21 protein-coding genes, 1 other RNA gene and 1 pseudogene are annotated in these 21,663 nt (G+C 62.8%); 12 read left to right on the top strand and 11 right to left on the bottom strand.

Translation table 11 applies throughout. From position 1 onward, the window contains the following. Positions 1-31: 31 nt before the first annotated feature. The 3 genes from dnaK to hrcA all read right to left on the bottom strand — a co-directional run bounded on the left by dnaK (position 32) and on the right by hrcA (position 3,744). Complete coding sequence (gene dnaK / locus J2X06_RS08840) at positions 32-1,957, bottom strand: molecular chaperone DnaK (protein ID WP_310060974.1); 1,926 nt, start codon at positions 1,955-1,957, stop codon at positions 32-34. Between the two features lie 92 nt (positions 1,958-2,049). Beyond that, positions 2,050-2,562 carry a nucleotide exchange factor GrpE gene (gene grpE, locus J2X06_RS08835; RefSeq protein ID WP_310060972.1) on the bottom strand — a complete coding sequence of 171 codons (513 nt, stop codon included), beginning with the start codon at positions 2,560-2,562 and terminating at the stop codon, positions 2,050-2,052. 138 nt (positions 2,563-2,700) lie between these two features. Next, the gene (gene hrcA / locus J2X06_RS08830) at positions 2,701-3,744 is read right to left on the bottom strand and encodes a heat-inducible transcriptional repressor HrcA (protein ID WP_310060969.1); all 1,044 of its coding nucleotides are present in this window, start codon (positions 3,742-3,744) and stop codon (positions 2,701-2,703) included. Between the two features lie 163 nt (positions 3,745-3,907). Here hrcA and recN point away from each other — a divergent pair, with 163 nt between their 5' ends. Beyond that, the gene (gene recN / locus J2X06_RS08825; protein WP_310060967.1) at positions 3,908-5,575 is read left to right on the top strand and encodes a DNA repair protein RecN; all 1,668 of its coding nucleotides are present in this window, start codon (positions 3,908-3,910) and stop codon (positions 5,573-5,575) included. 41 nt (positions 5,576-5,616) lie between these two features. On the opposite strand, the gene fur is transcribed toward recN, so the two are convergent. Beyond that, positions 5,617-6,018 carry a ferric iron uptake transcriptional regulator gene (gene fur / locus J2X06_RS08820; RefSeq protein ID WP_310060964.1) on the bottom strand — a complete coding sequence of 134 codons (402 nt, stop codon included), beginning with the start codon at positions 6,016-6,018 and terminating at the stop codon, positions 5,617-5,619. A 178-nt stretch (positions 6,019-6,196) separates the two neighbouring features. Between fur and J2X06_RS08815 the strand changes: the two genes are divergently transcribed. Next, the gene (locus J2X06_RS08815) at positions 6,197-6,592 is read left to right on the top strand and encodes an outer membrane protein assembly factor BamE (RefSeq protein WP_310060962.1); all 396 of its coding nucleotides are present in this window, start codon (positions 6,197-6,199) and stop codon (positions 6,590-6,592) included. 19 nt (positions 6,593-6,611) lie between these two features. Here the strand turns inward: J2X06_RS08815 and J2X06_RS08810 are convergent, their stop codons facing one another. Together J2X06_RS08810 and J2X06_RS08805 are read right to left on the bottom strand one after the other, a co-directional pair. After that, complete coding sequence (locus tag J2X06_RS08810; RefSeq protein WP_310060958.1) at positions 6,612-6,878, bottom strand: RnfH family protein; 267 nt, start codon at positions 6,876-6,878, stop codon at positions 6,612-6,614. Continuing rightward, positions 6,875-7,321 (bottom strand): type II toxin-antitoxin system RatA family toxin, encoded by a 447-nt coding sequence (locus tag J2X06_RS08805; RefSeq protein WP_310060955.1) that lies wholly within the window; start codon positions 7,319-7,321, stop codon positions 6,875-6,877. Before J2X06_RS08805 ends, J2X06_RS08810 begins: the two co-directional genes overlap by 4 nt. Before the next feature lie 50 nt (positions 7,322-7,371). On the opposite strand from J2X06_RS08805, the gene smpB reads away from it, so the two are divergent. Next, positions 7,372-7,884, top strand: a complete 513-nt coding sequence (smpB, locus tag J2X06_RS08800; protein WP_310060952.1) for an SsrA-binding protein SmpB — start codon at positions 7,372-7,374, stop codon at positions 7,882-7,884. Positions 7,885-7,887: 3 nt separating this feature from the next. Here the strand turns inward: smpB and J2X06_RS08795 are convergent, their stop codons facing one another. Further along, positions 7,888-10,071: a CHASE domain-containing protein gene (locus J2X06_RS08795; RefSeq protein ID WP_310060950.1), complete on the bottom strand. Its 2,184-nt coding sequence runs from the start codon at positions 10,069-10,071 to the stop codon at positions 7,888-7,890. 119 nt (positions 10,072-10,190) lie between these two features. Between J2X06_RS08795 and ssrA the strand changes: the two genes are divergently transcribed. The 5 genes from ssrA to J2X06_RS08770 all read left to right on the top strand — a co-directional run bounded on the left by ssrA (position 10,191) and on the right by J2X06_RS08770 (position 15,148). Continuing rightward, positions 10,191-10,544, top strand: a transfer-messenger RNA (tmRNA) gene (gene ssrA, locus J2X06_RS08790). Between the two features lie 161 nt (positions 10,545-10,705). Then, positions 10,706-12,022 (top strand): tyrosine-type recombinase/integrase, encoded by a 1,317-nt coding sequence (locus J2X06_RS08785; protein ID WP_310060947.1) that lies wholly within the window; start codon positions 10,706-10,708, stop codon positions 12,020-12,022. After that, the gene (locus tag J2X06_RS08780; protein WP_310060946.1) at positions 12,019-12,480 is read left to right on the top strand and encodes a hypothetical protein; all 462 of its coding nucleotides are present in this window, start codon (positions 12,019-12,021) and stop codon (positions 12,478-12,480) included. Before J2X06_RS08785 ends, J2X06_RS08780 begins: the two co-directional genes overlap by 4 nt. 569 nt (positions 12,481-13,049) lie before the next feature. Continuing rightward, positions 13,050-14,366 carry a helicase RepA family protein gene (locus tag J2X06_RS08775; RefSeq protein ID WP_310060944.1) on the top strand — a complete coding sequence of 439 codons (1,317 nt, stop codon included), beginning with the start codon at positions 13,050-13,052 and terminating at the stop codon, positions 14,364-14,366. Then, on the top strand, positions 14,363-15,148 hold the full coding sequence (locus tag J2X06_RS08770; RefSeq protein WP_310060942.1) for an ERF family protein: 786 nt from the start codon (positions 14,363-14,365) through the stop codon (positions 15,146-15,148). Before J2X06_RS08775 ends, J2X06_RS08770 begins: the two co-directional genes overlap by 4 nt. A gap of 732 nt (positions 15,149-15,880) precedes the next feature. On the opposite strand, the gene J2X06_RS18045 is transcribed toward J2X06_RS08770, so the two are convergent. The 4 genes from J2X06_RS18045 to J2X06_RS08755 form a co-directional block, all read right to left on the bottom strand. Next, positions 15,881-16,189 (bottom strand): excalibur calcium-binding domain-containing protein, encoded by a 309-nt coding sequence (locus tag J2X06_RS18045; RefSeq protein WP_430539550.1) that lies wholly within the window; start codon positions 16,187-16,189, stop codon positions 15,881-15,883. Between the two features lie 131 nt (positions 16,190-16,320). Beyond that, on the bottom strand, positions 16,321-16,761 hold the full coding sequence (locus J2X06_RS08765; RefSeq protein WP_310060940.1) for a hypothetical protein: 441 nt from the start codon (positions 16,759-16,761) through the stop codon (positions 16,321-16,323). Between the two features lie 65 nt (positions 16,762-16,826). Then, complete coding sequence (locus J2X06_RS08760) at positions 16,827-17,234, bottom strand: hypothetical protein (protein WP_310060937.1); 408 nt, start codon at positions 17,232-17,234, stop codon at positions 16,827-16,829. A 77-nt stretch (positions 17,235-17,311) separates the two neighbouring features. Next, positions 17,312-17,578, bottom strand: a complete 267-nt coding sequence (locus tag J2X06_RS08755) for a hypothetical protein (RefSeq protein WP_310060933.1) — start codon at positions 17,576-17,578, stop codon at positions 17,312-17,314. Positions 17,579-17,786: 208 nt separating this feature from the next. On the opposite strand from J2X06_RS08755, the gene J2X06_RS08750 reads away from it, so the two are divergent. From J2X06_RS08750 to J2X06_RS08740, 4 genes and pseudogenes are all read left to right on the top strand, one after another. Continuing rightward, positions 17,787-18,470, top strand: coding sequence for an RDD family protein (locus J2X06_RS08750; protein WP_310060930.1), 684 nt, complete (start codon positions 17,787-17,789; stop codon positions 18,468-18,470). 114 nt (positions 18,471-18,584) lie between these two features. Continuing rightward, positions 18,585-18,731 (top strand): annotated as a pseudogene (locus J2X06_RS18040) (DUF4339 domain-containing protein); the annotation flags it as partial. A 402-nt stretch (positions 18,732-19,133) separates the two neighbouring features. Further along, positions 19,134-20,273, top strand: coding sequence for a hypothetical protein (locus tag J2X06_RS08745; RefSeq protein WP_310060927.1), 1,140 nt, complete (start codon positions 19,134-19,136; stop codon positions 20,271-20,273). A 95-nt stretch (positions 20,274-20,368) separates the two neighbouring features. After that, positions 20,369-21,568 (top strand): lysozyme inhibitor LprI family protein, encoded by a 1,200-nt coding sequence (locus tag J2X06_RS08740; RefSeq protein WP_310060925.1) that lies wholly within the window; start codon positions 20,369-20,371, stop codon positions 21,566-21,568. The last annotated feature ends 95 nt before the right edge of the window (positions 21,569-21,663 follow it).

Here is a 21,663-nt window from a genome sequence, read left to right as displayed (position 1 = left end):
GCGTCGTCACCGGGTTGCGATTCCGGCCTGCTTACTTCTTGTCGTCCTTGACCTCGGTGAACTCCGCGTCCACCACGTCATCGGACTTGGCGCCACCGGCCGCACCGGCAGGTCCGGCTTCCGGGCCGCCCGGCTGACCGGCCGAAGCCGCCGCGAACAGCGACTGCGCAGCTTCTTCCAGCGCCTTCGACTTGGCCTCGATCTGGGCCTTGTCGTCGCCCTTCATCGCCGTCTCCAGTTCGGCGATCGCGCCTTCGGCGCGGCCGATCACGTCGCCCGGCACCTTGTCGCCGCTGTCCTTGATGGCGCTGCGCGCCGTGTGGATCAGCGCATCGGCGTGGTTGCGGGCCTGGACCAGCTCGTGGAACTTCAGGTCTTCCTCGCGGTGCGCTTCGGCGTCCTGCACCATCTTGGCGATCTCTTCCTCCGACAGGCCCGAGCCGGCCTTGATCTCGACCTTCTGCTCCTTGCCGGTCTTCTTGTCCTTGGCCGACACGTGCAGGATGCCGTTGGCGTCGATGTCGAACGACACCTCGATCTGCGGCATGCCGCGCGGCGAGGCGTCGATGCCGGTCAGGTCGAAGCGGGCCAGCGACTTGTTGTAGCGGGCCTGCTCGCGCTCGCCCTGCAGCACGTGCACGGTCACGGCCGACTGGTTGTCCTCGGCGGTGGAGAACACCTGCGAGGCCTTGGTCGGGATGGTGGTGTTTTTCTCGATGATCTTGGTCATCACGCCGCCCAGCGTCTCGATGCCCAGGCTCAGCGGGGTCACGTCCAGCAGCAGCACGTCCTTGACGTCGCCCTTCAGCACGCCGCCCTGGATCGCCGCGCCAACCGCCACGGCCTCGTCCGGGTTGACGTCCTTGCGCGGCTCCTTGCCGAAGAACTCGGTGACCGCCTGCTGCACCTTCGGCATGCGGGTCTGGCCACCGACCAGGATCACCTCGCCGATGTCGCTGGCGCGCAGGCCGGCGTCGTTGAGCGCGATGCGGCACGGTTCGATCGTGCGCTTGATCAGGTCCTCGACCAGCGCTTCGAGCTTGGCGCGGGTCAGCTTGATGTTGAGGTGCTTCGGACCGGAGGCGTCGGCCGTCACGTACGGCAGGTTCACTTCGGTCTGCTGCGCGCTGGACAACTCGATCTTGGCGCGCTCGGCTGCGTCCTTCAGGCGCTGCAATGCCAGCGGGTCCTTGCGCAGATCGATGCCCTGGTCCTTGTTGAACTCTTCGACGAGGTAGTCGATGACGCGCTTGTCGAAGTCCTCGCCACCCAGGAACGTGTCGCCGTTGGTGGACAGCACTTCGACCTGCATCTCGCCGTCGACGTTGGCGATCTCGATGATCGAGATGTCGAACGTGCCGCCGCCGAGGTCGTACACGGCCACCTTGCGGTCGCCGGTGCCCTTCTTGTCCAGGCCGTAGGCCAGCGCGGCCGCGGTCGGCTCGTTGATGATGCGCTTGACGTCGAGGCCGGCGATGCGGCCGGCGTCCTTGGTCGCCTGGCGCTGGCTGTCGTTGAAGTACGCCGGCACGGTGATGACCGCTTCGGTGACGGCCTCGCCCAGGTAGGCCTCGGCGGTCTTCTTCATCTTGGCCAACACTTCGGCCGAGATCTGCTGCGGCGCCATCTTTTTGCCGTCGGCCGTTTCGATCCATGCGTCGCCGTTTTCGTGCGCGAGGATCTTGTACGGGACCAGGCCGATGTCCTTCTGCACTTCCGCGTCGGTGAACTTGCGGCCGATCAGGCGCTTCACCGCGTAGAACGTGTTCTTGGGATTGGTGACCGCCTGGCGCTTGGCCGAGGCGCCGACCAGGACTTCGCCGTCCTTGGTGAAGGCCACGATCGAAGGCGTGGTGCGATCGCCCTCGGAATTCTCGATGACCTTGGCCTTGCCGCCCTCCATGACCGCCACGCACGAATTGGTCGTGCCAAGGTCGATGCCGATGATCTTGCCCATGATGTTGCTCCCTCTCTGATGCTTGAATTTGATGAGGCGGCCGCGCCGCCGATGTCCGTTATCTGGGGGGCTGCGTCCCCCGGTTCAAGGCGTCAGTCGTGCCTGGCCACGACCACCAGCGCCGGGCGCAGCAGCCGATCGTTCAGCAGCCAACCTTTCTGGTAGACCTGGACCACCTCGCCGGGCGCGTGGGTCGCGCTTTCGACCATGCTCATGGCCTGGTGATGCTCCGGATCGAACGGCAGCCCGGTCGGATCGACCGCGACCAGTCCATTGTCCCCGGCGACCTTGAGCAACTGCTTCAGGGTCAGCTCCATGCCCTCGCGCAGGTGCTGGGCGGTATCGGCCTGTACGCTGAGGCCGGCCTCCAGGCTGTCGATCACCGGCAGCAGCGCGCCCAGCAACCGCTCGTTGGCGAACTTGCGCGCCATGTCGATGTCGCGGGCCATGCGCTTGCGCTGGTTGTCCAGCTCGGCGCGCTCGCGCAGCGATTCCTCGCGCAGTTGCTTGAGCTCGGCCCGTGCGGCCTCGAGCTGGCTGGCGAGCGATGCCTCGCCTTCCTGCTCTGCCACGTCGGGGGTGTCGTTCTGGTCGATATTGGTCATGCGTGCCCTATCCCTGCATCGAAATGCGCGAAAACTGCGCCTGAGTGCGCAACAAGGGCAGCAATGGGGCCCGCCTGACGGCGTTTCAAGACAACCAAGCGCATTGCTTTGGGGGGTTGGCCACCACCCGGGGATCGATTACTCCGGGTGGATCGCCGCCCCGAGCGCATCCGCGGCGGCCTGCACCACCGGGATCACGTGTTCATATGCCATGCGGCTGGGCCCGATGACCCCCAGGACCCCCAGCACCTGCCCGCCGGCGCCGTAAGGGGCGCTGACCAGCGACATGCCCTCCAGCGGGGCCAGGCCGGTTTCCTCGCCGATGAAGATGCGCACGCCGGGCGCCTGCACCGTACGCTCCAGTAGTTGCAGGATCTCGCGCTTGCGGGCAAAGGCCTCGAACAGGTCGCGCAGTCGGTCGAGGTCGGCCAGGTCCTGCACGCCGATCAGGCGGGTCTGGCCGGCCAGCACCATGTCGTCCTGGCCGGGCGTCAGCAACTGCTCGGCCAGTTCGACCGACTGCGACAGCAGCCGCTGCATCTCGCTCTGGGCGTTGCGAAGCTCGTGCAGCAGCGTGGCGCGGATGTCGGACAGGGTGCGACCGGCGAAATGGGCATTGAGGTAATTGGCCACCCGCTCCAACTCGCCCGCCTCATACGGCCGGCGAGCCTGGATGATCCGGTTTTGCACGTCGTTGTCGGCGAACACCAGGATCGCCAGCACGCGTTGGCCATCGAGCGGCACGAAGTCGATCCGCCGGAACGCGAACTGCTCACGCTTGGGCACGCTGACTACGCCCACGAAATGGGTCATCGCCGACAACAGTTCAGAGGCGCTGCCCAGCAGCGCCTGGGTGCCCGACCCCGCCGGCAGCTCGCTACGCAGGCGCACCACGTCGCTCTCGGGCAGCGGCCGTACCTGCAGCAGGGAATCGACGAACAGGCGATAGCCCTGGGCCGTCGGGATCCGCCCCGCCGAGCTGTGCGCGGCGCTCAGCAGTCCGGCCTCCTCCAGGTCGGACAGGATATTGCGGATGGTGGCCGAGCTCACGTCGAGGCCCGAATGGCGCGCCAGCGTCTGCGAACCCACCGGCTCGCCGCTGCGGATGTAGCGGCCGATCAGCGTGCGCAGCAGCTGGCGTGCGCGCGGGTCGAGGGCGGGATCGGCGGATCGGCGGTTCATGACAGCGGTATAAGCCGTCGCCGCGGGCGGGCGCAAGCGACATCGTCACGGTGTTCACTCTGCGCACCGGCACCGGCGTCCGGCGTCCGGCGTGCTCGTCCTAACGGGCGAGACGGCGGGCGACTATCAAGCCGCCACCGACACAAGGCACAATCCCGCCCCAATGCTCGCGCACCTTTCCCTCAAGCACTTCGCCGTCGTCAGCGCCGCCGAACTCAGTTTCGGTCCCGGTCTGACCGTGATTTCCGGTGAAACCGGCGCGGGCAAATCACTGCTGGTCGACGCCCTGGGCCTGATTTCCGGGCTACGCGCCGACAGCGGCGTGGTCCGCCACGGCGCCGACCGCGCCGAACTGGTTGCCGATTTCACCCTCGACGACGTCCCGCAGGCCCAGGCCTGGCTGCGCGACAACGAACTGGACGAGGACGAGGGCTGCCAGATCCGCCGGGTCATCCGCGCTGACGGCGGCTCCAAGGCCTGGGTCAATGGCCGTCCGGTGACGCTGGGGCAATTGGGCGAGTTGGCCGCGCAACTGGTCGAAATCCACGGCCAGCACGAGCACCAGGCCCTGATGTCCAGGCCCAGCCAGCTCGCCCTGCTGGATGCATTCGGCCGCACCGAGGCCGAACGCGGGCCGGTCGAGGCCGCCGCGACTCGCTGGAACGCGCTGCTGCAGGAGCGCGATGCACTGTCGTCGCAGGGCGACGTCTCCGACCGCATCGACTGGCTCGAACACCAACACGCCGAGCTCGACCGCGAGACCCTCGAACCCGACGCCATCGCCCGCCTGCAGGCCGACCACCGCCGCCATGCCCACGCCGCCGGCCTGATCGCCGCCTGCGACAGCGCCTTCGCCCGCCTCGGCGGCGACGAAAGCCCGTCGCTGTCGCGCAGCCTCCAGCAGGTGCGCGGCGAGCTGCAGCGCGTGGCCGAGCACGAGCCCCGCCTCAACGACGTCGACGCGATGCTCGACAACGCCGCCATCCAGATCGACGAGGCCCTGGCCCTGCTCGACCGCGTGCGCAGCGATCTGGATCTGGACCCATCCGCGTTCGATGCCATCGAACGCCAGCTCGGTCGCATCCACGAGCTGGCACGCAAGCACCGCGTGCCGCCGGAACAACTGGCCGTGCAGCGAGATGCGATCGCCGCCGAACTGGAATCGCTACGCGGTGCAGGCGTGCGCCTGGGCCGGCTCGATGCCGAGATCGCGCAGGCCCGCGGCGCCTGGCGCCAAGCCGCCGACGTTTTGGGCCAGGCGCGCCGGAAGGCGGCGGAACGACTGGCTTCCGGCACCACCGCGCTGATCGCCGAACTGGGCATGGGCGGTGGCCGTTTCGACGTCGCCATCGAGCCCATCGAGACCGACCGTCCCGATCCGCAGGGCGGCGAACGCGTCGAATTCCTGGTCGCCGCCAACCCCGGCCAACCGGCACGGGCGCTGCGCAAGGTCGCCTCCGGCGGCGAACTGTCGCGCATCTCACTGGCCATCGAGGTTGCGGCGCTGGGTCTGGATGCGGTGCCGACGATGGTGTTCGACGAAGTCGACACCGGCATTGGCGGCGCCGTCGCCGAGATCGTCGGGCAGAAGCTGCGCGCGCTGGGCGCCAGTCGCCAGGTGCTGTGCGTGACCCACCTGCCGCAGGTCGCCGCGCAGGGCCACGCGCACTACCGCGTCAGCAAGGCCGCCAGCGAGGGCGTCACCCAGAGCGCCGTGCAGGCGCTGGACGCGAAGCAGCGCGAAGAGGAACTGGCGCGGATGCTGGGCGGCGTCGAACTGACCCGCGAGGCGCGCGCGGCGGCGAAGCGGTTGTTGGCCGACGTCGAATAGCGGTCGGACGGAATCGGCCAAACCGATCCCATCGCACACACTTATCGCTTCTTGCGTACGTAGAGCACCAGCGAGTGCTCTTCGATCTCGTAACCGAGCTTATCGGCGATCTTGCGCTGCAGCTCCTCGATCTCGGTGCTTTCGAACTCGATGATCTTGCCGCTGTCGATATCGACCATGTGGTCGTGGTGATGGCCGCGGTCGAGTTCGTACACCGACTGGCCGGCCTCGAAGTTGTGCTTGAGCACCAGCCCGGCGGCCTCGAACTGCGTCAACACGCGATAGACCGTGGCCAGGCCGATGTCGTCGCCGTGCTCGAGCAGGTGACGGTAGATGTCCTCGGCCGTCATGTGGCGAGGCTTGGATTGCTCGAGCAACTCAAGGATCCGCAGGCGCGGGTGTGTGACCTTGAGTCCGGCTTTGCGCAGGTCTTGCGATTCCATCTGGGCTCCCTGCTGTCAGGCTGATGCGGCGTACGGGCGATCGGATGAGACCAGGGCCGTAATGCCGAGTGAACGCAGACCGGTCCTTGGCGCCGGCCCATGCGGTTCGTGGGCGTGGGCTTCAGTGTATCATCGGCCTGTTCTTTCCCATCTGCGCCATCCGATGCCCAAGCACTCGATGCACAAGCTCCTGCTCGTCGTTTCCGTTGCCCTGATGACCGCAGGCTGCGGCATCCTCTATCGCCAGCCGATCTACCAGGGCAACCTGCTGGAGAAGGCCAACGTCGACCAGCTGCAGACCGGCATGAGCAAGCAGCAGGTCATGCTGCTTCTGGGCACCCCGTCGGTGACCGATCCCTTCCACCACGAGCGCTGGGACTACACCGCCACGCAGCGGGTCGGCCGCGTCGGCAAGGCGGACACCAAGAACCTGACGCTGTGGTTCGAAGGCGACAGCCTGGCCAAGTGGGAAGGCGACTACTTCCCCGAGCAGGACGAAGACATCGCCAACTCGGCCTACAAGCAGTTCGGACGCAACCTGCCGAAGGAAAAGGAAAAGCGCCGCGGGCGCTGAATCCGGCGTCTTATCGACTTTATTTGCCGCCGCGCCGGGCTTCGGCGCGACGCCGGCGCGCATCCTTGGGATCCGCCTGGAGCGGTCGCAGCAATTCGATCCGGTCGCCGTTCGCCAGAGCCGTCTGCAGCGTGACCGTCACGCCGAACACCGCACAGGCGACCGTTTCCGGGCCCCCGCTCCAACCCGCCTTGCTTAGCGCCTCGGCCACGCTCGCGCCTTCCGGCAACTCCACTTCGACCCTTTCGAAGCGGCGAGGCCACGCGCGCAGCAACTCGACTTTCACTCTCCCGCCCCGTTGACGGGGTCGCGGTCGGCGACGCGGACGAAATCGTCGACCATGCGATCGGCCAGGGCCTGGAAGCCCAGCGCCATGGCCGGGCCGAGCAATTTCACCGACGGCTCGAAGTCGAGCGTCAGCGTGACCTTGCAAGCGGACTCGTCCAGCGAATGGAACTGCCAGCGCCCGGTCAGGCTGCGAAACGGGCCGTCGACCAGCTTCAGGTCGATATGGTGCGGCGGCGCCAGGGTGTTCTCGGTCGTGAACCAGGTCCGCAGCGCGCCCAGCCCAAGGTCGAGCCGCGCCACCATGCGCGACTCCCCGGACTCGATCACCTGCGCCTGCTCGCACCAGTCGAAGCGGCGCGGATAGGCCGCGATGTCGTTGACCAGCGCGAACATGCGCGCGGCGGAGTGTTCAACCAGGGCGGAGCGACGAATGGTCGGCATGGTCAGGAGGCGGGTTCGCGAGTTGCCCTGCAATCAGGGACAATACCGCGATGGCAAAGAACTCGAGCAACAAGGCCGGCAAGGATAAAGGAAAGGGCGCTGGCGGCGGCACCATTGCGTTGAACAAGCGCGCGCGCCACGAGTACCACCTGGAAGACAGATTCGAGGCCGGCCTGGCCCTGCAGGGCTGGGAATTGAAGTCGATCCGAGCCGGCCGCGCCAACATTGGCGAAGCCTACGCGGTCGTCCGTGGGGGCGAGATGTTCCTGTTCGGCGCCCAGATCACCCCGCTGATCTCGGCGTCGACCCACGTCGTCGCCGAAGAACGCCGCACCCGCAAGCTGCTGCTGCACCGGCATGAGATCGACAACCTGATCGGTCGCGTCCAGCGCGATGGCTACACCGTAGTGCTGACCTCGCTCTATTGGAAAGGCAACAAGGTCAAGGCCGAGGTCGCGCTGGCGAAGGGCAAGCAGTCGCACGACAAGCGCGAAGCCAGCAAGGAACGCGACTGGGCGCGCGAGAAGCAGCGCGTGATGCGCCGGCACAACAAGGACGCCTGAGCATCAGTGCCGGCCCAGGCCCGGCAGGGTGAAGAAGAACGTCGCCCCCTCGCCTTCCTGGCCTTCGGCGCGAATCACGCCGCCATGCCGCTCGACGATGCGCTTGACCGAGGCCAGCCCGATGCCGTGACCGGCGAACTGGCCCTCGTGGTGCAGTCGCTGGAACGGTCGGAACAGCTTGTCGACGTACTGCTGCGGGAAGCCCGCGCCGTTGTCCTTGATGAAGAATTCCGGCACGGCTTCCGTATCCGTGGAGACGCCGAACTCGATCCTGGCGTCGGGGCGCTCACGGGTGAATTTCCAGGCATTGCCCAGCAGGTTGCCCAGCATGTTGCGCAGCAGGGTGGCATCGCCGACCACCTGCAGCCCGGGCTCGATGACGGCCTCCACTGCACGCGGACTGTCGCCCATGCGCAGTTCCTCGACGATCTCGCCCGCCATCCGGCTCAGGTCCACACGCTCGAGTTTCAGCTCGCTGCGGCTGAGCCGTGACATCTTCAACAACGCATCGATCAACTCCCCCATGCGCGCGGCGGCACGGCGCACGCGCGACAGATAGCCTCGCCCCGCGTCGTCCAGCACCGTCTCGTAGCGCTCGGCGAGGGTCCGGCTGAAGCCATCGATCGCCCGCAGCGGGGCTCGCAGATCGTGCGAGATGCTGTAGGCGAACGCCTCCAGTTCCTGGTTGGCCTGGCTGAGCTCGCGAGTGCGCATGGCCACCCGCGCCTCCAGCGTGCGATTGAGTGCGTGCACGCGGGCCTCGGCGCGCAGGCGTTCGGTGACGTCCTCGGCCTGCACCAGTCCCGCGATGTCCTGTCCCACGTTGCCGGGAACCGGCGCATACGTGAGCTGCGCATGCCGTGGCATGCCACCCTCACGGTGCAATCTGCGGGTGGTTCGGTGCACACCGTGCGCGTCCGTGCCGCCGCCGGCGCCGCCGAGTCCGGGTTCGTCGTCCTCGAACAAGGTGTCGAAGCGGACGCCGATCAGTGCGTGCGGCTCGATACCGACGATCGCGCCCAATGACGGATTCGCCTCGACGATGCGGCCATCGCTGTCCAGCAGCGCCTTACCGATGGCCGAATACTGCATGGCAACGCGGAAGCGCTGCTCGCTGCGCCGGTAATCCTCGGTCATCAGCGTCGCGATGGTATGCGCGCGCGATTCGGTATGCGCCAGCACCAGCGCGATGCCATACAGCAGAAGGCACGCGAACAGCCCCAGCGCGAGCAGGTTCTCCAGCGTTTGCAGGCGCGGTGCGGCCTCGGCCAGCGGCAGGGATTCGAATTCGATCCGCCAGCTCCGGCCGTACTGTTGAAGCGTGGTGCTGTGGCGGAACGCCGGCAGGATGTCGCCGCCGGCATGATTGGCAAACATCAGCCGTTCGTTGCCAGCGGTGCTGTCGTAGATGCGGAACCGCGCTTCGCGGTAAGCGCTGCCCAGGGCCGCCTGCAGGTACGGCTCCAGTCGGATCGGCACATAGACCCATCCCTGGACTGCCTGGCGGCGTGCCATGCGCGAGCCTGGAACCCCGCCTCCCCGATAGAGCGGAATGAACAGCAACATGCCGGTTTTCTGTTCGCCCAGGTCCTGGATCAACACGACGGGCCCGGACAACTGCGGCAACCCAGTGTCGAGCGCCAGCTCCATCGCGGCGCGCCGGGTCGGCTCGGAAAACATGTCGTAGCCAACCGCCTCCACGTTTTCGGGCGTGCGCGGCTCCAGATAGAGGACCGGTCCATAGACCGGCCGGATGCCATGGGGCCGGATCTGCAGCATGCCGTAGCCGGAATCGCGCCACTGCAACTGCAGATCATCAAGCTCTGCGCCGGGGATGTAACCGGCAAACCCCAACCCCACCATGCCCGGAAAACGCGGCTGGATGCGCATGCTCTCGACGTATGCCTGCCATTGCGCGGGCGTGGGCCTGGCCACCGATGCGAACAACGAGGCGCCTCCGCGCGCGACCAGTTCGTAGTTGGTCATCGGCTGTTGCAGGCGCGCGGTAATCTCGTTGGCGCGGTTGACGAACTCGGCATTGGCCGTGACCAGCTCGCGCTCACGGGCACCCTTCCACGCCATGAACACCAGGATCAAGGCGCCCAGCAGGACCACCAGCGCCAACAGATAGCCGCGGCGCGGCTCCAGTTCGGCCAGTTCGTTGGCGTGCGAGACGTTGGCGTCCATTGCGGGCAAGCATACCCGTGACGGCCGATACGTGAATGGAGGCCTCGCCAGACACCTCCACGGGTTGAGTCGGCGGCCATCGGCCCTATACTGACCGGGTCAGCAATGACGTGAAACCCGGGGGTGCACTGGCTTCGACGGGGGTCGCGAAATCGCCTGGCGCATGCCGAGGGGGTAGCTTTCCTCGTAAATCCAGCTGCAAACTTCTAGTTGCCAACGACGACAACTACGCTCTGGCCGCTTAAGGCCTAAGCCCCGAAACTGCTTGTGTCCGTGCTCGCAGCGTAGGGTCATCATCACGGAATCGCTGGAGATGGCTGCCTGTCAGTCCCCGGTTAACCCAAAGCAGGCTGGTCTCCGGGTGCGCTTTGCGCGCCGTGCTGCCCGGGGGCGAGATCTAACGGAGCGCTAAGCATGTAGTGCCGGGGATGGAGAGCCTTCGGACGGCGGTTCGATTCCGCCCACCTCCACCATCTGTCGAAAATGGCCCGCCTAGCGCGGGCCATTTTCGTTTACAAATCTGATAGTTAGCGGTACTTATGCCGCCACCGTGCCGCCCGAGTATCAACCCAATGTCGCGGCTTGGGTGTAGATCGTATACAACGTCACCACCTCAGGTTCCCGGCGTATACACATGGCAAGAAGGCCGGCCAAATCAAGCTCGCGCCCTGCGCCGGCACGCCGGACGCCTGCGCCCGGTATTCGCTACACCCAGGCCCTCACAGATCGGGCTATCGCCAAGATCAAGGACGTCGGCATCTATCCAGACGGCGCGGGACTAGCCCTTCACCGGCTACCCGGCGGCACATTGTCTTGGCGCTGGCGCTATCGGCTAAACGGCAAGGCTGGCATTTTCGTACTGGGCACTTATCCAGACATGAGCTTGGCGAAAGCTCGCGCCGCCCGCGAGGACGCCGAAGAAGATGTCGAGGCCGGACGCCGCCCTATCCTGCGCCGCCGTGAAGCCACCATCGCCGCCGCCGAGGAAAAGCGCGGGGCCGAGGCAACACTCGGGGCCTTGGTCGAAAAATGGTTCGCGACCGCCGCTGCGGAACAGGGCACTTGGTCAGAGAGCCACCGAGACAAGACGCGCGGCCGGATCGACAATCACATCAAGCCTACTGGCCTGTGGACGACCCCCATCGCCCTAGTACGGGTAGCGGACATTGCGACGCTGCTGGACAGGCTCTATGCGAAGGCTCCGGACACGGCAAATAAGGTTCGCCAAATTCTCTCCGGCACCTTTCGCTATGCCGCAGCCCGCGGTCTGGTCGAAAGCGACCCAGTAGCGACGACTCGGCTTGGCAGCGGCATGAGAAGGAAGCGGGCCTCGCGGAAGAACCTTCCCGCCGTTACCGATCTGGCCAAGATCGCCGCCATTCTGCGAAAGATCGAGATGGCTCAAGCGAGCTGGAAAGTCCGTGGGGCACTGCGGCTCATGGCATTCACCGCAGCCCGGCCAGGGCGTGCCGTGGCCGCGCGCTGGAGCGAGTTCCGCCTGGAGGGCAAGGACCCAACCTGGACGATCCCGCGTGAGCTACAGAAGAACAAGGCCGATGAGCGAGGCGACCATGTAATACCGCTCGCGCCGGAAGTGGCACGGTGGCTGCGCACGCTTCCTCGCGATGGCGAATTCGTGTTTCCCGAGCCGACCAACAAGCGGAGGCACGTCACTCTTGAGGCACCGTCTAAGCTACTTCGAACTTCGCTGGGGCTAGCGGATGTCCATACACCACACGGCTTCCGCTCCGCGCTCTCGACGCTAGCGAACCAAGCGAGCCATGCCGACGGAAGTCGTCGATTTGACCGCGACGACATCGAGCATGTCTTGGACCATGAAATCCAATCCGAAACGGTTCGCGCCTACGACCGGAAGCGCGCGCTGCCACGACTCCGCGTGATTCTCGAATGGTGGGCTTCGACCCTTTCGCAAGCGATGGAGACCGCATGACGCGCCTAACGATCGAAGATCGACTCGTCCGCCGCCGACTGATCGACGACGTAGACAAAGAGCGGGCACAGCTTTTGAAGGCTGCCAGCAGATGTGCCGAAGCACAGCTTCCGCCCAACTTTCGCGAATACATTGCCGCATTGGAGAAGGTGGCGACCGACTTAGGCCGCGGGCTGAAGTCGCCACACGTCGAGCGCGCTGCAAATCTGTATCGCGAAATCATTGCCGGACGGACTACCCTGAACGAAGCCGTTAAGGCCCTCGTTCTCCATGATTCCATCCGCGACCGGCGAAGGGATCTGGAAATGCAGTTCATCGCGCTTGGCAAGGACCTCGCAACAGCGCGGCGCCTTGCGGAAGCCGTGCTCCAAGCAGAGGAGCACCAGCATCCGACGGGCGTTGAAGCCGAGCGCTTGGACCGGCGAGCCAGGAAGACGCTTGCCCGGCTCAAAGGTTGACCCCCCAGAAAACGCAGTTTTGGGGGGATTACACCCTCCACAATCGAGTGGAGACTCGCGACAATCCCACAAGGGTATCGCCGCAATGTCTCGCTTCCAAAAGGGCCGTCAAGTCCAGCAACGGTATGCCGGGCGAACCGGCTTCTACCAGCACATCCGCCATCACCCGCGCTTCCCCAAGCCGCTCATCATTCGCGGAATCGGCAAGTGCTGGGACTCGAAACAACTGGACGAGTTCGATGATCTCCTGATCGCTGAAGCTATCGCCCAGGCTCAGGGCGATGGACTCCCACAGCCCCCGCGCCGAAGCGCAAGAGCGTCGGGATGAGTAGCAATGCCTATCCCGCACACCATCAAGGCTGCCGGCAGAGCAGCCCAAACTCTGATGCCCGCTGGCGCGGGGCGCGCCTCAGAACGTCCACGAGCCCTGCACGCCCCTCTGCTTGGCTGCGCACGGGACACATGCTCCGCGCTGCGAGCCCCGTCCTCCACTGCTGCGCGCGCTAAAACATGCATCGCGAACCTCAAAGGTTTGGCGAGCGAGTCGCCAACTTGTGCCTGGCCCTGCCATGACTGACCTCGAAGATTTCCGCAGCGCCGACGAGATGGCCGCTAGGTTCGGGCCCGCGGTCGACGTGATCGAATTCTCACGCGGTAGGCGCTCGCGGGTTGGAGACGCCAACGCGAAGATTGCGCCAAACGCATTGAAGTTTGAACGAATGGGGGACCTCAGCGTCCGCCCTCCTGACTGGCTAGTTCGCGGCTTCTTCGAGATTGACTGCCTCGCGCTGCTGGTTGGCGACCCCGGCACTGGCAAGACCTTCTGTGCGCTCGATCTCGCCGCCTCCATTGCCACCGGCAAGCCCTTCCACGGCCGCAACGTGAAGGCCGGCCCCGTTCTGTACTTCGCAGGCGAAGGCCAGAGCGGGCTAGCACGGCGGCGCATGGCTTGGGAGCAGGCGCACGGCATCAGCCTAAGGAACGCCCCCCTGTTTGCCTCGACCGTCGCGACGCGCCTGACGGACGGAGCATGTCTGGCCCTGCTGCTGAACGAAATCGAATGCTTCACTGCCGAGCATGGTCCACCCGTGCTGGTTGTCCTAGACACGCTGGCCCGCAACTTCGGCCCCGGCGATGAGAACGATACACGAGACATGAACAGGGCCGTATTTGCCTGCGACTCCATTCGCAGAATCACTGGAGCTTCCGTGCTGATCACCCACCACAGCAGCCATGCCGACAAAGGACGCGGACGAGGGTCCACCGTCCTTCGTGCGGCCGCGGATGCAGAATTCCTTTTGACCCGAAAGGTCGACGAAACAGTGGTATTGACTGCAACGAAAATGAAGGATGCGGCATTCCCCGCTCCCATGGCCTTCTGCATTGGTGCCGTCGACCTAGGGCTAACTGACGCTGAGGGCGAAACCATCACGTCCGCAGTTCTGGTACCCACAGAGTACAAGGCGCCGACCAAAGCCTCGGCCGCAGGCACCGGTAAGAATCAGAGGCGCGCGCTGCGCATCCTGCGCGACATGCAGGCCTCCCTAACCAAGACGGGTCTCGCCCAAATCGGGGCAAGAGTCGCAATGGATAAATGGCGTGCCCAGTGCGCAGCGGAGGACATGAACCGGTCCAGATTTCGAGAAGCGTCCATAGGCTTGCAGTCCGCCGGCTTGGTCGAGATCGCTAACGGGTTCGCAAAACCGTGCGAACGTACGAAACCAGTGCGAAACGTACAGCCCAGCAGGGGTCATACGTGCGATGCGTGCGAACCTCCCTGTAAGGGGGTTCACACTTCGCACGTGGCCGGGCAGGAAGCAGACGAACTCAGTGCAGCGACGAGCGCTACGTCTGGCTACCAGGCCTGCAAGCTCGGCGAGCCATGACCGCGGCGTCCGCAACTCCGGCTGTCTACGCCGCAATCGGTTCTGTGATGGCCGATCTGGCTCAGGTCGGTGTGGGGAAGGATGCGATCAACCAGCACGATGCCTATCGCTATCGGAGCATCGACGCAGTGCTCAACGCACTCTCGCCGATACTGGCGCGACACCATCTCATCATCCTCCCTACCGTGATTGCAAAGGAGACCATCGAGCGCACCAGCAAATCGGGAGGGATTCTGATGCACATCACATTGACGATTCGCTACCGATTCGTCTGTTCAATCGACGGGTCGTCCTACGAGATCGAGGTCTTAGGCGAGGCGAGCGACCGCGCTGACAAGGCCATTAACAAGGCGATGGCGGCGGCCTTCAAATACGCCTGCGTGCAGGTGTTCTGCATCGCCTATCAAGGCATGGCTGACGCAGATTCGGTGACGAACGAGCCAGTCGAGGATAGGGCCGCGTCCGCGAAGAGAAGCGGGCCTGAACCGACAGAATCGCGGAAATCTCACCCAGCGATGCTTCAGGAAGGAACTCGGGCGGATGCCCTGGCGGCTGATTTGGCGGATGCAATTGACGACGCCGCAACCGATACCCGCTTGGCCGAATTGGTGCCGACGCTACGGACGATCCCCGAATCAATGCGCGCGCCATTGCGGCGAAGATTTGCTGAAAAGCTCGGTGCCCTGCGGAAAGAAGCCAGGGGAACGCCGGGCTTGGACGCCGCCGAGCAGCCGATGTCGCTGCAGATGGTCGGCGCAGGGTCCCGGCCAGGGGGGCGCTAGCAGGAAAAAACGTAACCCCTCCTCTACCTGCGGGGGAGCCGCTCCTTTCATCGCCGCGCATCGGATACAGGGGGGCTTTTGCCGTCTTCAACTGCCGTTGCGGAGACGCAGGCCGCCCGCGTGCGCATGCGGGCCGAAAGACGCGCTGGCAAACTGTTCTCGAAAATGGAACGAATGCCTCCCGAGCAGCGCAACCCGCGCGCTGGCATTTCTAATCACGATGAGCAGATATGCCAGCCGTCCGAGTATCAGCCCGCGATGAAGCAAGCCAACGTTCCGCAAGCACCGCGACTCGCTGGCAAGCGTTGGCCGCTGTGCCGGAATCCGAGTTTGAGGAGCACATGAGCCGGCCCACCGGTCCGACCGCGCACGGAATTCGGGACGAGCGCGAATACCGACCCGGACCCGACGTTTGACGAGGCAAACCGCATCCCGCAGGCCAGCAGGGCGCTATGGGTCGCGCTCCACGCATGGGCGCGCGATCACCCAGGGATTCCGGGGCACAACATTGGCGCCCTCATGGAACCCCTTTAGACCCCGATGTGCCGGGAGTGGCGTCTTCCTGCTTGCACTGGCCGACCATAAGACCACAGTTCGTATAACGAAGCCCTGCGGCCTTACCAAGGCCTTACGCCTCAAGGCCCTCGGGTCAAGCGCCCCATAAGGACGCACTCTCCACGCTTTCCTGGCCAACAACGCCAATCCCTCGCGAATGGTTCATTCGCACTCAAGCTAGCGACGCCCACGGTAAGACTCGCACCCAACACCGTCGTTGTCGCGGTCAAGGTGTGGCCCGTAGCCAGGATCACCGCGCATCACAGGCGCCGCGCCAACAGAAAGCGCTTCGGTGCAATTCGCGAATGAACGTCGGCCACCGGTCGATCGATTTGGTGAAGAGTCAGATGGCCCAAGGCTCTTGGATGTGGCCGGCGCTGAACGTGCCGAGCCACTTCGATGACAGTGATAGTCACCGGCTTGGCGGTTGTTGTGACAGCCGTCCTTATTGAGGCCACCACCATGCCCGTAAGCGACACCACTCATGACAAGGACGACAACTAAGGCCGCTCTTCTTGTTGTCAGTCTCATGCGTCCGCCTAACCCCCTAACGCCTGAATCGAGCCGAATTGCGACGCAGCTTCGGCTCGAATGGGCTCTATCTTTGAACCACGGACTTAATCATCGTCAGTGATGATCTGAAGCCCTGTGCCATATGGATTATTGGGGCTGTCAGATCGATAAGGGCTGCCAGCTCCATATGGGTTATTGATGCTGTCGGATGAGTACTTACTGCCGTAACGACCGTAAGGATTCGAAACTGAGTCCGGGTCGTAACGGTTGCTGCTTAGCTTGCCGCGATAGTTGCCTTGGCTGTCATAGAGCTTCGGAGCATCTGTTGCATATGGGTTGTTGGCGCTTCGACGTGAGTACTGGCTTCCATACTGCCCGTAAGGATTGTTGACGCTGTTGGGGTTGTAGCGACTCCCTGCACCGTACTGATTTGAAGTCGAATTTGGCGCATACGGGTTGGCGCTAAGGTTGCCAATGGGTTGTTGCGCCGCTGCGGTCGCGCAGACAAGTGCAAGCAAAGCGACGGAAATGAGGCGGGTTTTCATGGCTTCCACCTTGGAGTTTCATAGTGATATCAGAGTCACGAAGCGAATTCGACTTCAATGAATTGTTAGGCTCTTTCCGCGACGCTCGCTTGCGCAGAAAGTTTGCCGTGCAGCTTAAACGTGGCCTCAACCGCACGCACGCCAGCCCAAGCAACGATAAGCGCAATGAACACGTTGTTGCCACCGCCAAGGTTTTGACCTGCCTTGTTGATAAATGTAACAACAAGCGCTATCAACGCGAGCAGAAGAGCCACAACCGCCGCAACCCGACTATGTTTATTACGAATGAAGTAGCCACAAAAGGCGTAGAGCGCTGCGTCGATCAGCACTGAGTAACCAATGATGAAGGAAAGTGCTGCTTGCAATGCAGCCACCACTAGAAATGCTGTGCCGCAGCCTTTGGCTAGCTCGATGGCTCCATCACGGCCATCGATTTTTCCGAACCAAGAACTCTTCTTTTGCTCTTCGCTCACGACCCATCCCCTGAGATTGGTAAACACCTTGCACCTGAGTTGAACCGAGCCATAACGACTTCGGCTTGAATGAACTGTTAGGCGGTCTTACGCGCGAATTGCTGCTTGAGCGCCCACGCGATAGCGACAACGACACCTAGCAGGCTGCCAAGATTGACTTGCCCGCCGTCGCCAACGTATCCGGCGCACCCAAGAAACAATGCGCCTAAAACACCAAGCACTCGCAGAGTTGTAGCAGTGCCGGGCTTGCGATTGGCCGAGCCGGCAAGCCGCAGAAAGACATAGGCCACGATCATCGGGATGATGAAGCCGCCAAACCAAACCCCCAAAACTGCGCTGTTCATGATTTCTCCTGGATTGCGACTAGCGCTACCGTATCGGTTGTCGGGGCAGCCGAGAGGCTGAACAGGCGGGGGTTTCGGCGCCTGTCATGGAATGACAAGTCGGTGTCGTCGTTTGGCAAGAGTCGCGCCTTCCCTGTTCCCTATAGTCGAAAGCATTAGCCACTACCGGTCCTAGACAGGTGGCGGCATTGAACTGGGGGGGGATTCGATGTTTTGCACTCAATGCGGTAACGCGACGGCAGAAACAGCCAAGTTCTGCGGCAACTGCGGCGTATCTATCCAAGTCGCGCCCGTCATCGGCACTTCGACTCCAAAGCCAATTTCGTGGCTAACGCCAGCCCAGGCAGCGCAGGCAGCACAGGCAGCCCCAGCAGCCCCAGCAGCCCAGGTAGCGTCACCCCAAGCCCGTCCTTGGGTTCGCTATTGGGCGCGCATGTTTGACATCTATCTAACCTGCATTGTCATCGGGCTTGCCATCGGCATACTCAGCCCGGATGCATTCAATGAGACCAACGATCTATTGGTCAGCATTGCCTGCCTTTTTGCATGGGTGTTTGTTGAGGCGCTATTTCTTTCAACTGCAGGAACAACACCCGGGAAATGGCTATTCAGAACACGTGTTGTCCCTGCAACCGGCGCCAAGCTGGACTACTCGTCTGCGCTGTCTAGGAGCTTTAAGGTCTGGTGGCGCGGTCTTGGCATCGGATTCCCGCTTGCGAGCATTATCACGCTCTTTGTTGCTCATGGAAATCTGACAAAGAACGGCGTGACCTCCTGGGACCGCGACGATGGTATCAACATCGTGCACGATCGTATCGGCCCACTACGAGTCCTTGTTGCAATCATCTTCTTCTTAGGATTTCTGATGCTGGTCGCGTTAGGCAGTGCCTAACAATTCATCAAGCCGGCGCTGCTTCGCGGTTCGGCATCGCACCGAGGTCATCATTACTTCAACGGCCATATTGTCTTGGGACAGTGCTGGCACTCAATCGGGGACAGGGGCGATATGGGTCAAATTTGGTGGTACTCCATTGGGACCGAACGCCGTGGGCCTGCCTCCGTGGACGACTTGCGGGCGCTCCTGCTGCGTGGAGAGCTTTCAGAGAATTCGCCCGTCTGGCGGGCCGGACAGCAAAGTTGGCAGCCGCTTAGAGAAACGGACGAGGGCGCGGCGCTTCTCTCCGATCTACCACCGCCGCTTTCCACTCTAACTGAAACCACTGGCGGGCCAGTCGATAGCAGCGACTCTTTGTCGCAGGACGCTAGCCTCGCTCAATCGCAAGGCTACCTCCTCGACCACTGGAATGGTCGGCATTCGCTCGCGAAATGCATCTGCCTCAATACGCTACTGCCAAACCTCGCATTCCTACCTGCAGGCTATTTTGCTTTGACATCCACGTTCGGCTACGGCGGAAAGGGCGTCAGCATGACCTTGGCGCTGCTATCGGGCGCATTAGCGACATGGCAATTTCGCGGGACGTGGAAAGCCGCCGGACGCGTAGCCTCCACCGTCCAAGCCAAGCGAATTCTCGCGCGGGCCATTCAAGGATGGTTATTGATCTCCCTGCTGGCCGGCATGGCGCTCCTGCTTGGCGCACTTGTCAAAACTGGCGGCCTGTGGAGACCTGAGCGAGCGCGGGTAGTCAGTGATCTCACGCAACACTACTGTTACTACTCACTAGCTTCGGATGCCAAAGACAACAATCGGGACCTAAGCCTCGGAGAATACAAGGCGTTCGCCTCTCCCAAGTCGGATGCCGCAAGATCTCACATCATGGGTTGCGGATTAGGCGCCTCGCTTGGGTTATCGCCGACCCTTCTATTCGGCCCGCTATCTACGATATCCGCAGTAGCAGTAGTCCGCCTTGGCTCAGGAGGGCTACTGACATTTGCTGAGAAAAGCGACGCGGCTGCTGGACTCCTGGAGTCGAAATCGAAGGAGGTGCCGTGGCCAGAAGGAGATTACTTCCATGACAATGAACGCCTGGTTACGCTCGACGAAGACGATATCGCCGATGGATACCTGGCCGACGTGAGGATCAGAGGTGGAGCTGGCATCTGTCGCGGCAAAGTCTCGATTAAATCCGTCAGGAAGTCGGACGACCACACGCTACTGATCGGGAACAGATGCGTCCTTCGCACGCGCATTACCGCGGGCAGAGTCGAGATAAGCGAAGGCCCAGGCTGCGAGTACGAACGCTCGATTGGCTGCTCCTTCACTGGCGACTACAAATCTATAAAATGGTACGAGCAATCGGCAAAGCCAAGTCAACCTGTTGAGGCAAGCCCCACTCCTGACGCCGCCACAGCACCAGGAGTAGCAAGTACCGTAGAAGAATTTGCGAGAGCAGCGGCGTTGGAGGCTGCACGCGTAGCAGACGGGGCCTCATCCGAAGCAGACGAGGCTGCACGCATAATGAAAGAGACCGCGCGCGTAGATGACCAGTACTTCGCAGATCTCGATGCCAAGATACCCGACTGGGAGAAGGTCAACGACTCCCGGGAGTTTGTTGACTGGCTAAAGAATCGTGATGAGCACTCGGGCGAGACGTACTACAACCTACTTGCTTCTGCCCACAAGCAGCGCAATGTAGAACGAGTCATTGAGGTATTTAGGATCTACAAACCGGAACTCGTAGTGGATTCCACGACTGCGTCGGCATCTCCTACCGCGACAGCCGCCGGGTCGGATTAGCCCCAACGTGCTTGCAATCCCCGGCCGCCTTCCGCCCCGCCATCGCCATCGTCCAAGCAAGGGCCGGGTCGCGCGAGGGATATAGGAAAACCTCAGTGAAATCCACTCCCGGATATCGATTCACCGGAGCATTGATGTTTCTTGCCCTATTCGCAACGAGCGCAAATGGCGCCAGTTTCGACTGCAAGAAAGCCGCCTCAATGCCCGAGATGTTGATCTGCAACGACGACGAGCTGTCTCGCCTCGACGACGAGCTCGGACGTCAGTACATAGCGGCCAAGGCAGTTGCGCCAGACCAAATGGCTTTCAAGCGTCAGTCCGAAGCCTCATGGAAGTGGCGTGAAGAAAAATGTCAGACCAAGGAGTGCCTGGTTCATTGGTACGAGAACCGCCGGCAGGTCTTGCAGTCGACGATAGTCGATGGGAAGCGGAATTCACAGGCGACGGCGCAGCTCAAGAATCCCGCACTCGCTAAGGCGTTTCATTGTCCAGAGGATCTGCCCACCGATGAGGCTCGGACTGATGCTTTGACTGCGTTCTTGCAGACCGCGAGGCGCGAGCACCCAAACATCACAACGAGCGAGCTGTTGTCTCTGCGCGTAAGGCTGATTCATGACCACCAATGCGATAGAACGCTCGCCAGTATGGCGTCGCCTCCAAAGTCTGGTCGCTCGGAGCAGACAAACGCACTTGCATCACCGCTGGTACGCGACCGCAAGCCACACCTGGATACGCTCCGAGAAGCTCGACGCATAATCAACGAAGAGCGCGCAAGCCTTTTGCAAGAATCAAGACGTCTCGATATTGAGCAGAAGACAGTTGAACTTGCAGAAGGTTTTGACCTGAAGTCCATTGACCTTGCGGAGATTGAGCGACTCCGAGGCTGGATTGCCAAGGACGAAGCCTTCTTGGACCGTCGGGTCGCGCTCTTCGCCAACTTCACTAAAAACCTGGATCGCCGCCTTACGGCTGAGGTGCCAACGGACTTTTATGGTTTTTGGCAGAACTACGAGTCAGCCAGGAACGAGCAAGGCAGATTGATTGATGAGCTCTTCGATACTAAGCGCGCGATCTACACCGAGGGGAAACTTATCTTGGACCTGATTGAGGCGCAGATCGGCTCAGCATCAATTGTCGGCGACCAGGTTGTGTTTGAGGATGAAATAGCAAACAAGACTCGCGATTCGATCGTAAGGCGAATCGTGGAACTGACCATAAAGGAGGATTCGCTGCACGAACAGGTCGCGTCTTTGGACCGCGCAGCGATCGCAGCGCCTTATTCTGCCCAACCGTGACAATCGCTTGAGTAGGCCTCAAGTACACTGTGCGTTGTGACACAAGTGCAAATGACACACGGGCTGTCTTGCCATGGCGGCGCCCTTCGCTTCTG

Source organism: Lysobacter niastensis (assembly GCF_031457115.1).
In the GTDB taxonomy this organism is placed as follows: Bacteria; Pseudomonadota; Gammaproteobacteria; order Xanthomonadales; family Xanthomonadaceae; genus Lysobacter_J; species Lysobacter_J niastensis_A.
The sequence above is the reverse complement of the archived record's forward strand: the minus strand, read 5'-3'. Positions and strand labels throughout refer to the sequence as shown.

Coding starts and splice junctions, on each gene's coding strand:
- dnaK (WP_310060974.1), bottom strand. CDS start 1,957: ATGGGCAAGATCATCGGCATCGACCTTGGCACGACCAATTCGTGCGTG.
- grpE (WP_310060972.1), bottom strand. CDS start 2,562: ATGACCAATATCGACCAGAACGACACCCCCGACGTGGCAGAGCAGGAA.
- hrcA (WP_310060969.1), bottom strand. CDS start 3,744: ATGAACCGCCGATCCGCCGATCCCGCCCTCGACCCGCGCGCACGCCAG.
- recN (WP_310060967.1), top strand. CDS start 3,908: ATGCTCGCGCACCTTTCCCTCAAGCACTTCGCCGTCGTCAGCGCCGCC.
- fur (WP_310060964.1), bottom strand. CDS start 6,018: ATGGAATCGCAAGACCTGCGCAAAGCCGGACTCAAGGTCACACACCCG.
- J2X06_RS08815 (WP_310060962.1), top strand. CDS start 6,197: ATGCACAAGCTCCTGCTCGTCGTTTCCGTTGCCCTGATGACCGCAGGC.
- J2X06_RS08805 (WP_310060955.1), bottom strand. CDS start 7,321: ATGCCGACCATTCGTCGCTCCGCCCTGGTTGAACACTCCGCCGCGCGC.
- smpB (WP_310060952.1), top strand. CDS start 7,372: ATGGCAAAGAACTCGAGCAACAAGGCCGGCAAGGATAAAGGAAAGGGC.
- J2X06_RS08795 (WP_310060950.1), bottom strand. CDS start 10,071: ATGGACGCCAACGTCTCGCACGCCAACGAACTGGCCGAACTGGAGCCG.
- J2X06_RS08785 (WP_310060947.1), top strand. CDS start 10,706: ATGGCAAGAAGGCCGGCCAAATCAAGCTCGCGCCCTGCGCCGGCACGC.
- J2X06_RS08780 (WP_310060946.1), top strand. CDS start 12,019: ATGACGCGCCTAACGATCGAAGATCGACTCGTCCGCCGCCGACTGATC.
- J2X06_RS08775 (WP_310060944.1), top strand. CDS start 13,050: ATGACTGACCTCGAAGATTTCCGCAGCGCCGACGAGATGGCCGCTAGG.
- J2X06_RS08770 (WP_310060942.1), top strand. CDS start 14,363: ATGACCGCGGCGTCCGCAACTCCGGCTGTCTACGCCGCAATCGGTTCT.
- J2X06_RS18045 (WP_430539550.1), bottom strand. CDS start 16,189: ATGAGTGGTGTCGCTTACGGGCATGGTGGTGGCCTCAATAAGGACGGC.
- J2X06_RS08765 (WP_310060940.1), bottom strand. CDS start 16,761: ATGAAAACCCGCCTCATTTCCGTCGCTTTGCTTGCACTTGTCTGCGCG.
- J2X06_RS08755 (WP_310060933.1), bottom strand. CDS start 17,578: ATGAACAGCGCAGTTTTGGGGGTTTGGTTTGGCGGCTTCATCATCCCG.
- J2X06_RS08750 (WP_310060930.1), top strand. CDS start 17,787: ATGTTTTGCACTCAATGCGGTAACGCGACGGCAGAAACAGCCAAGTTC.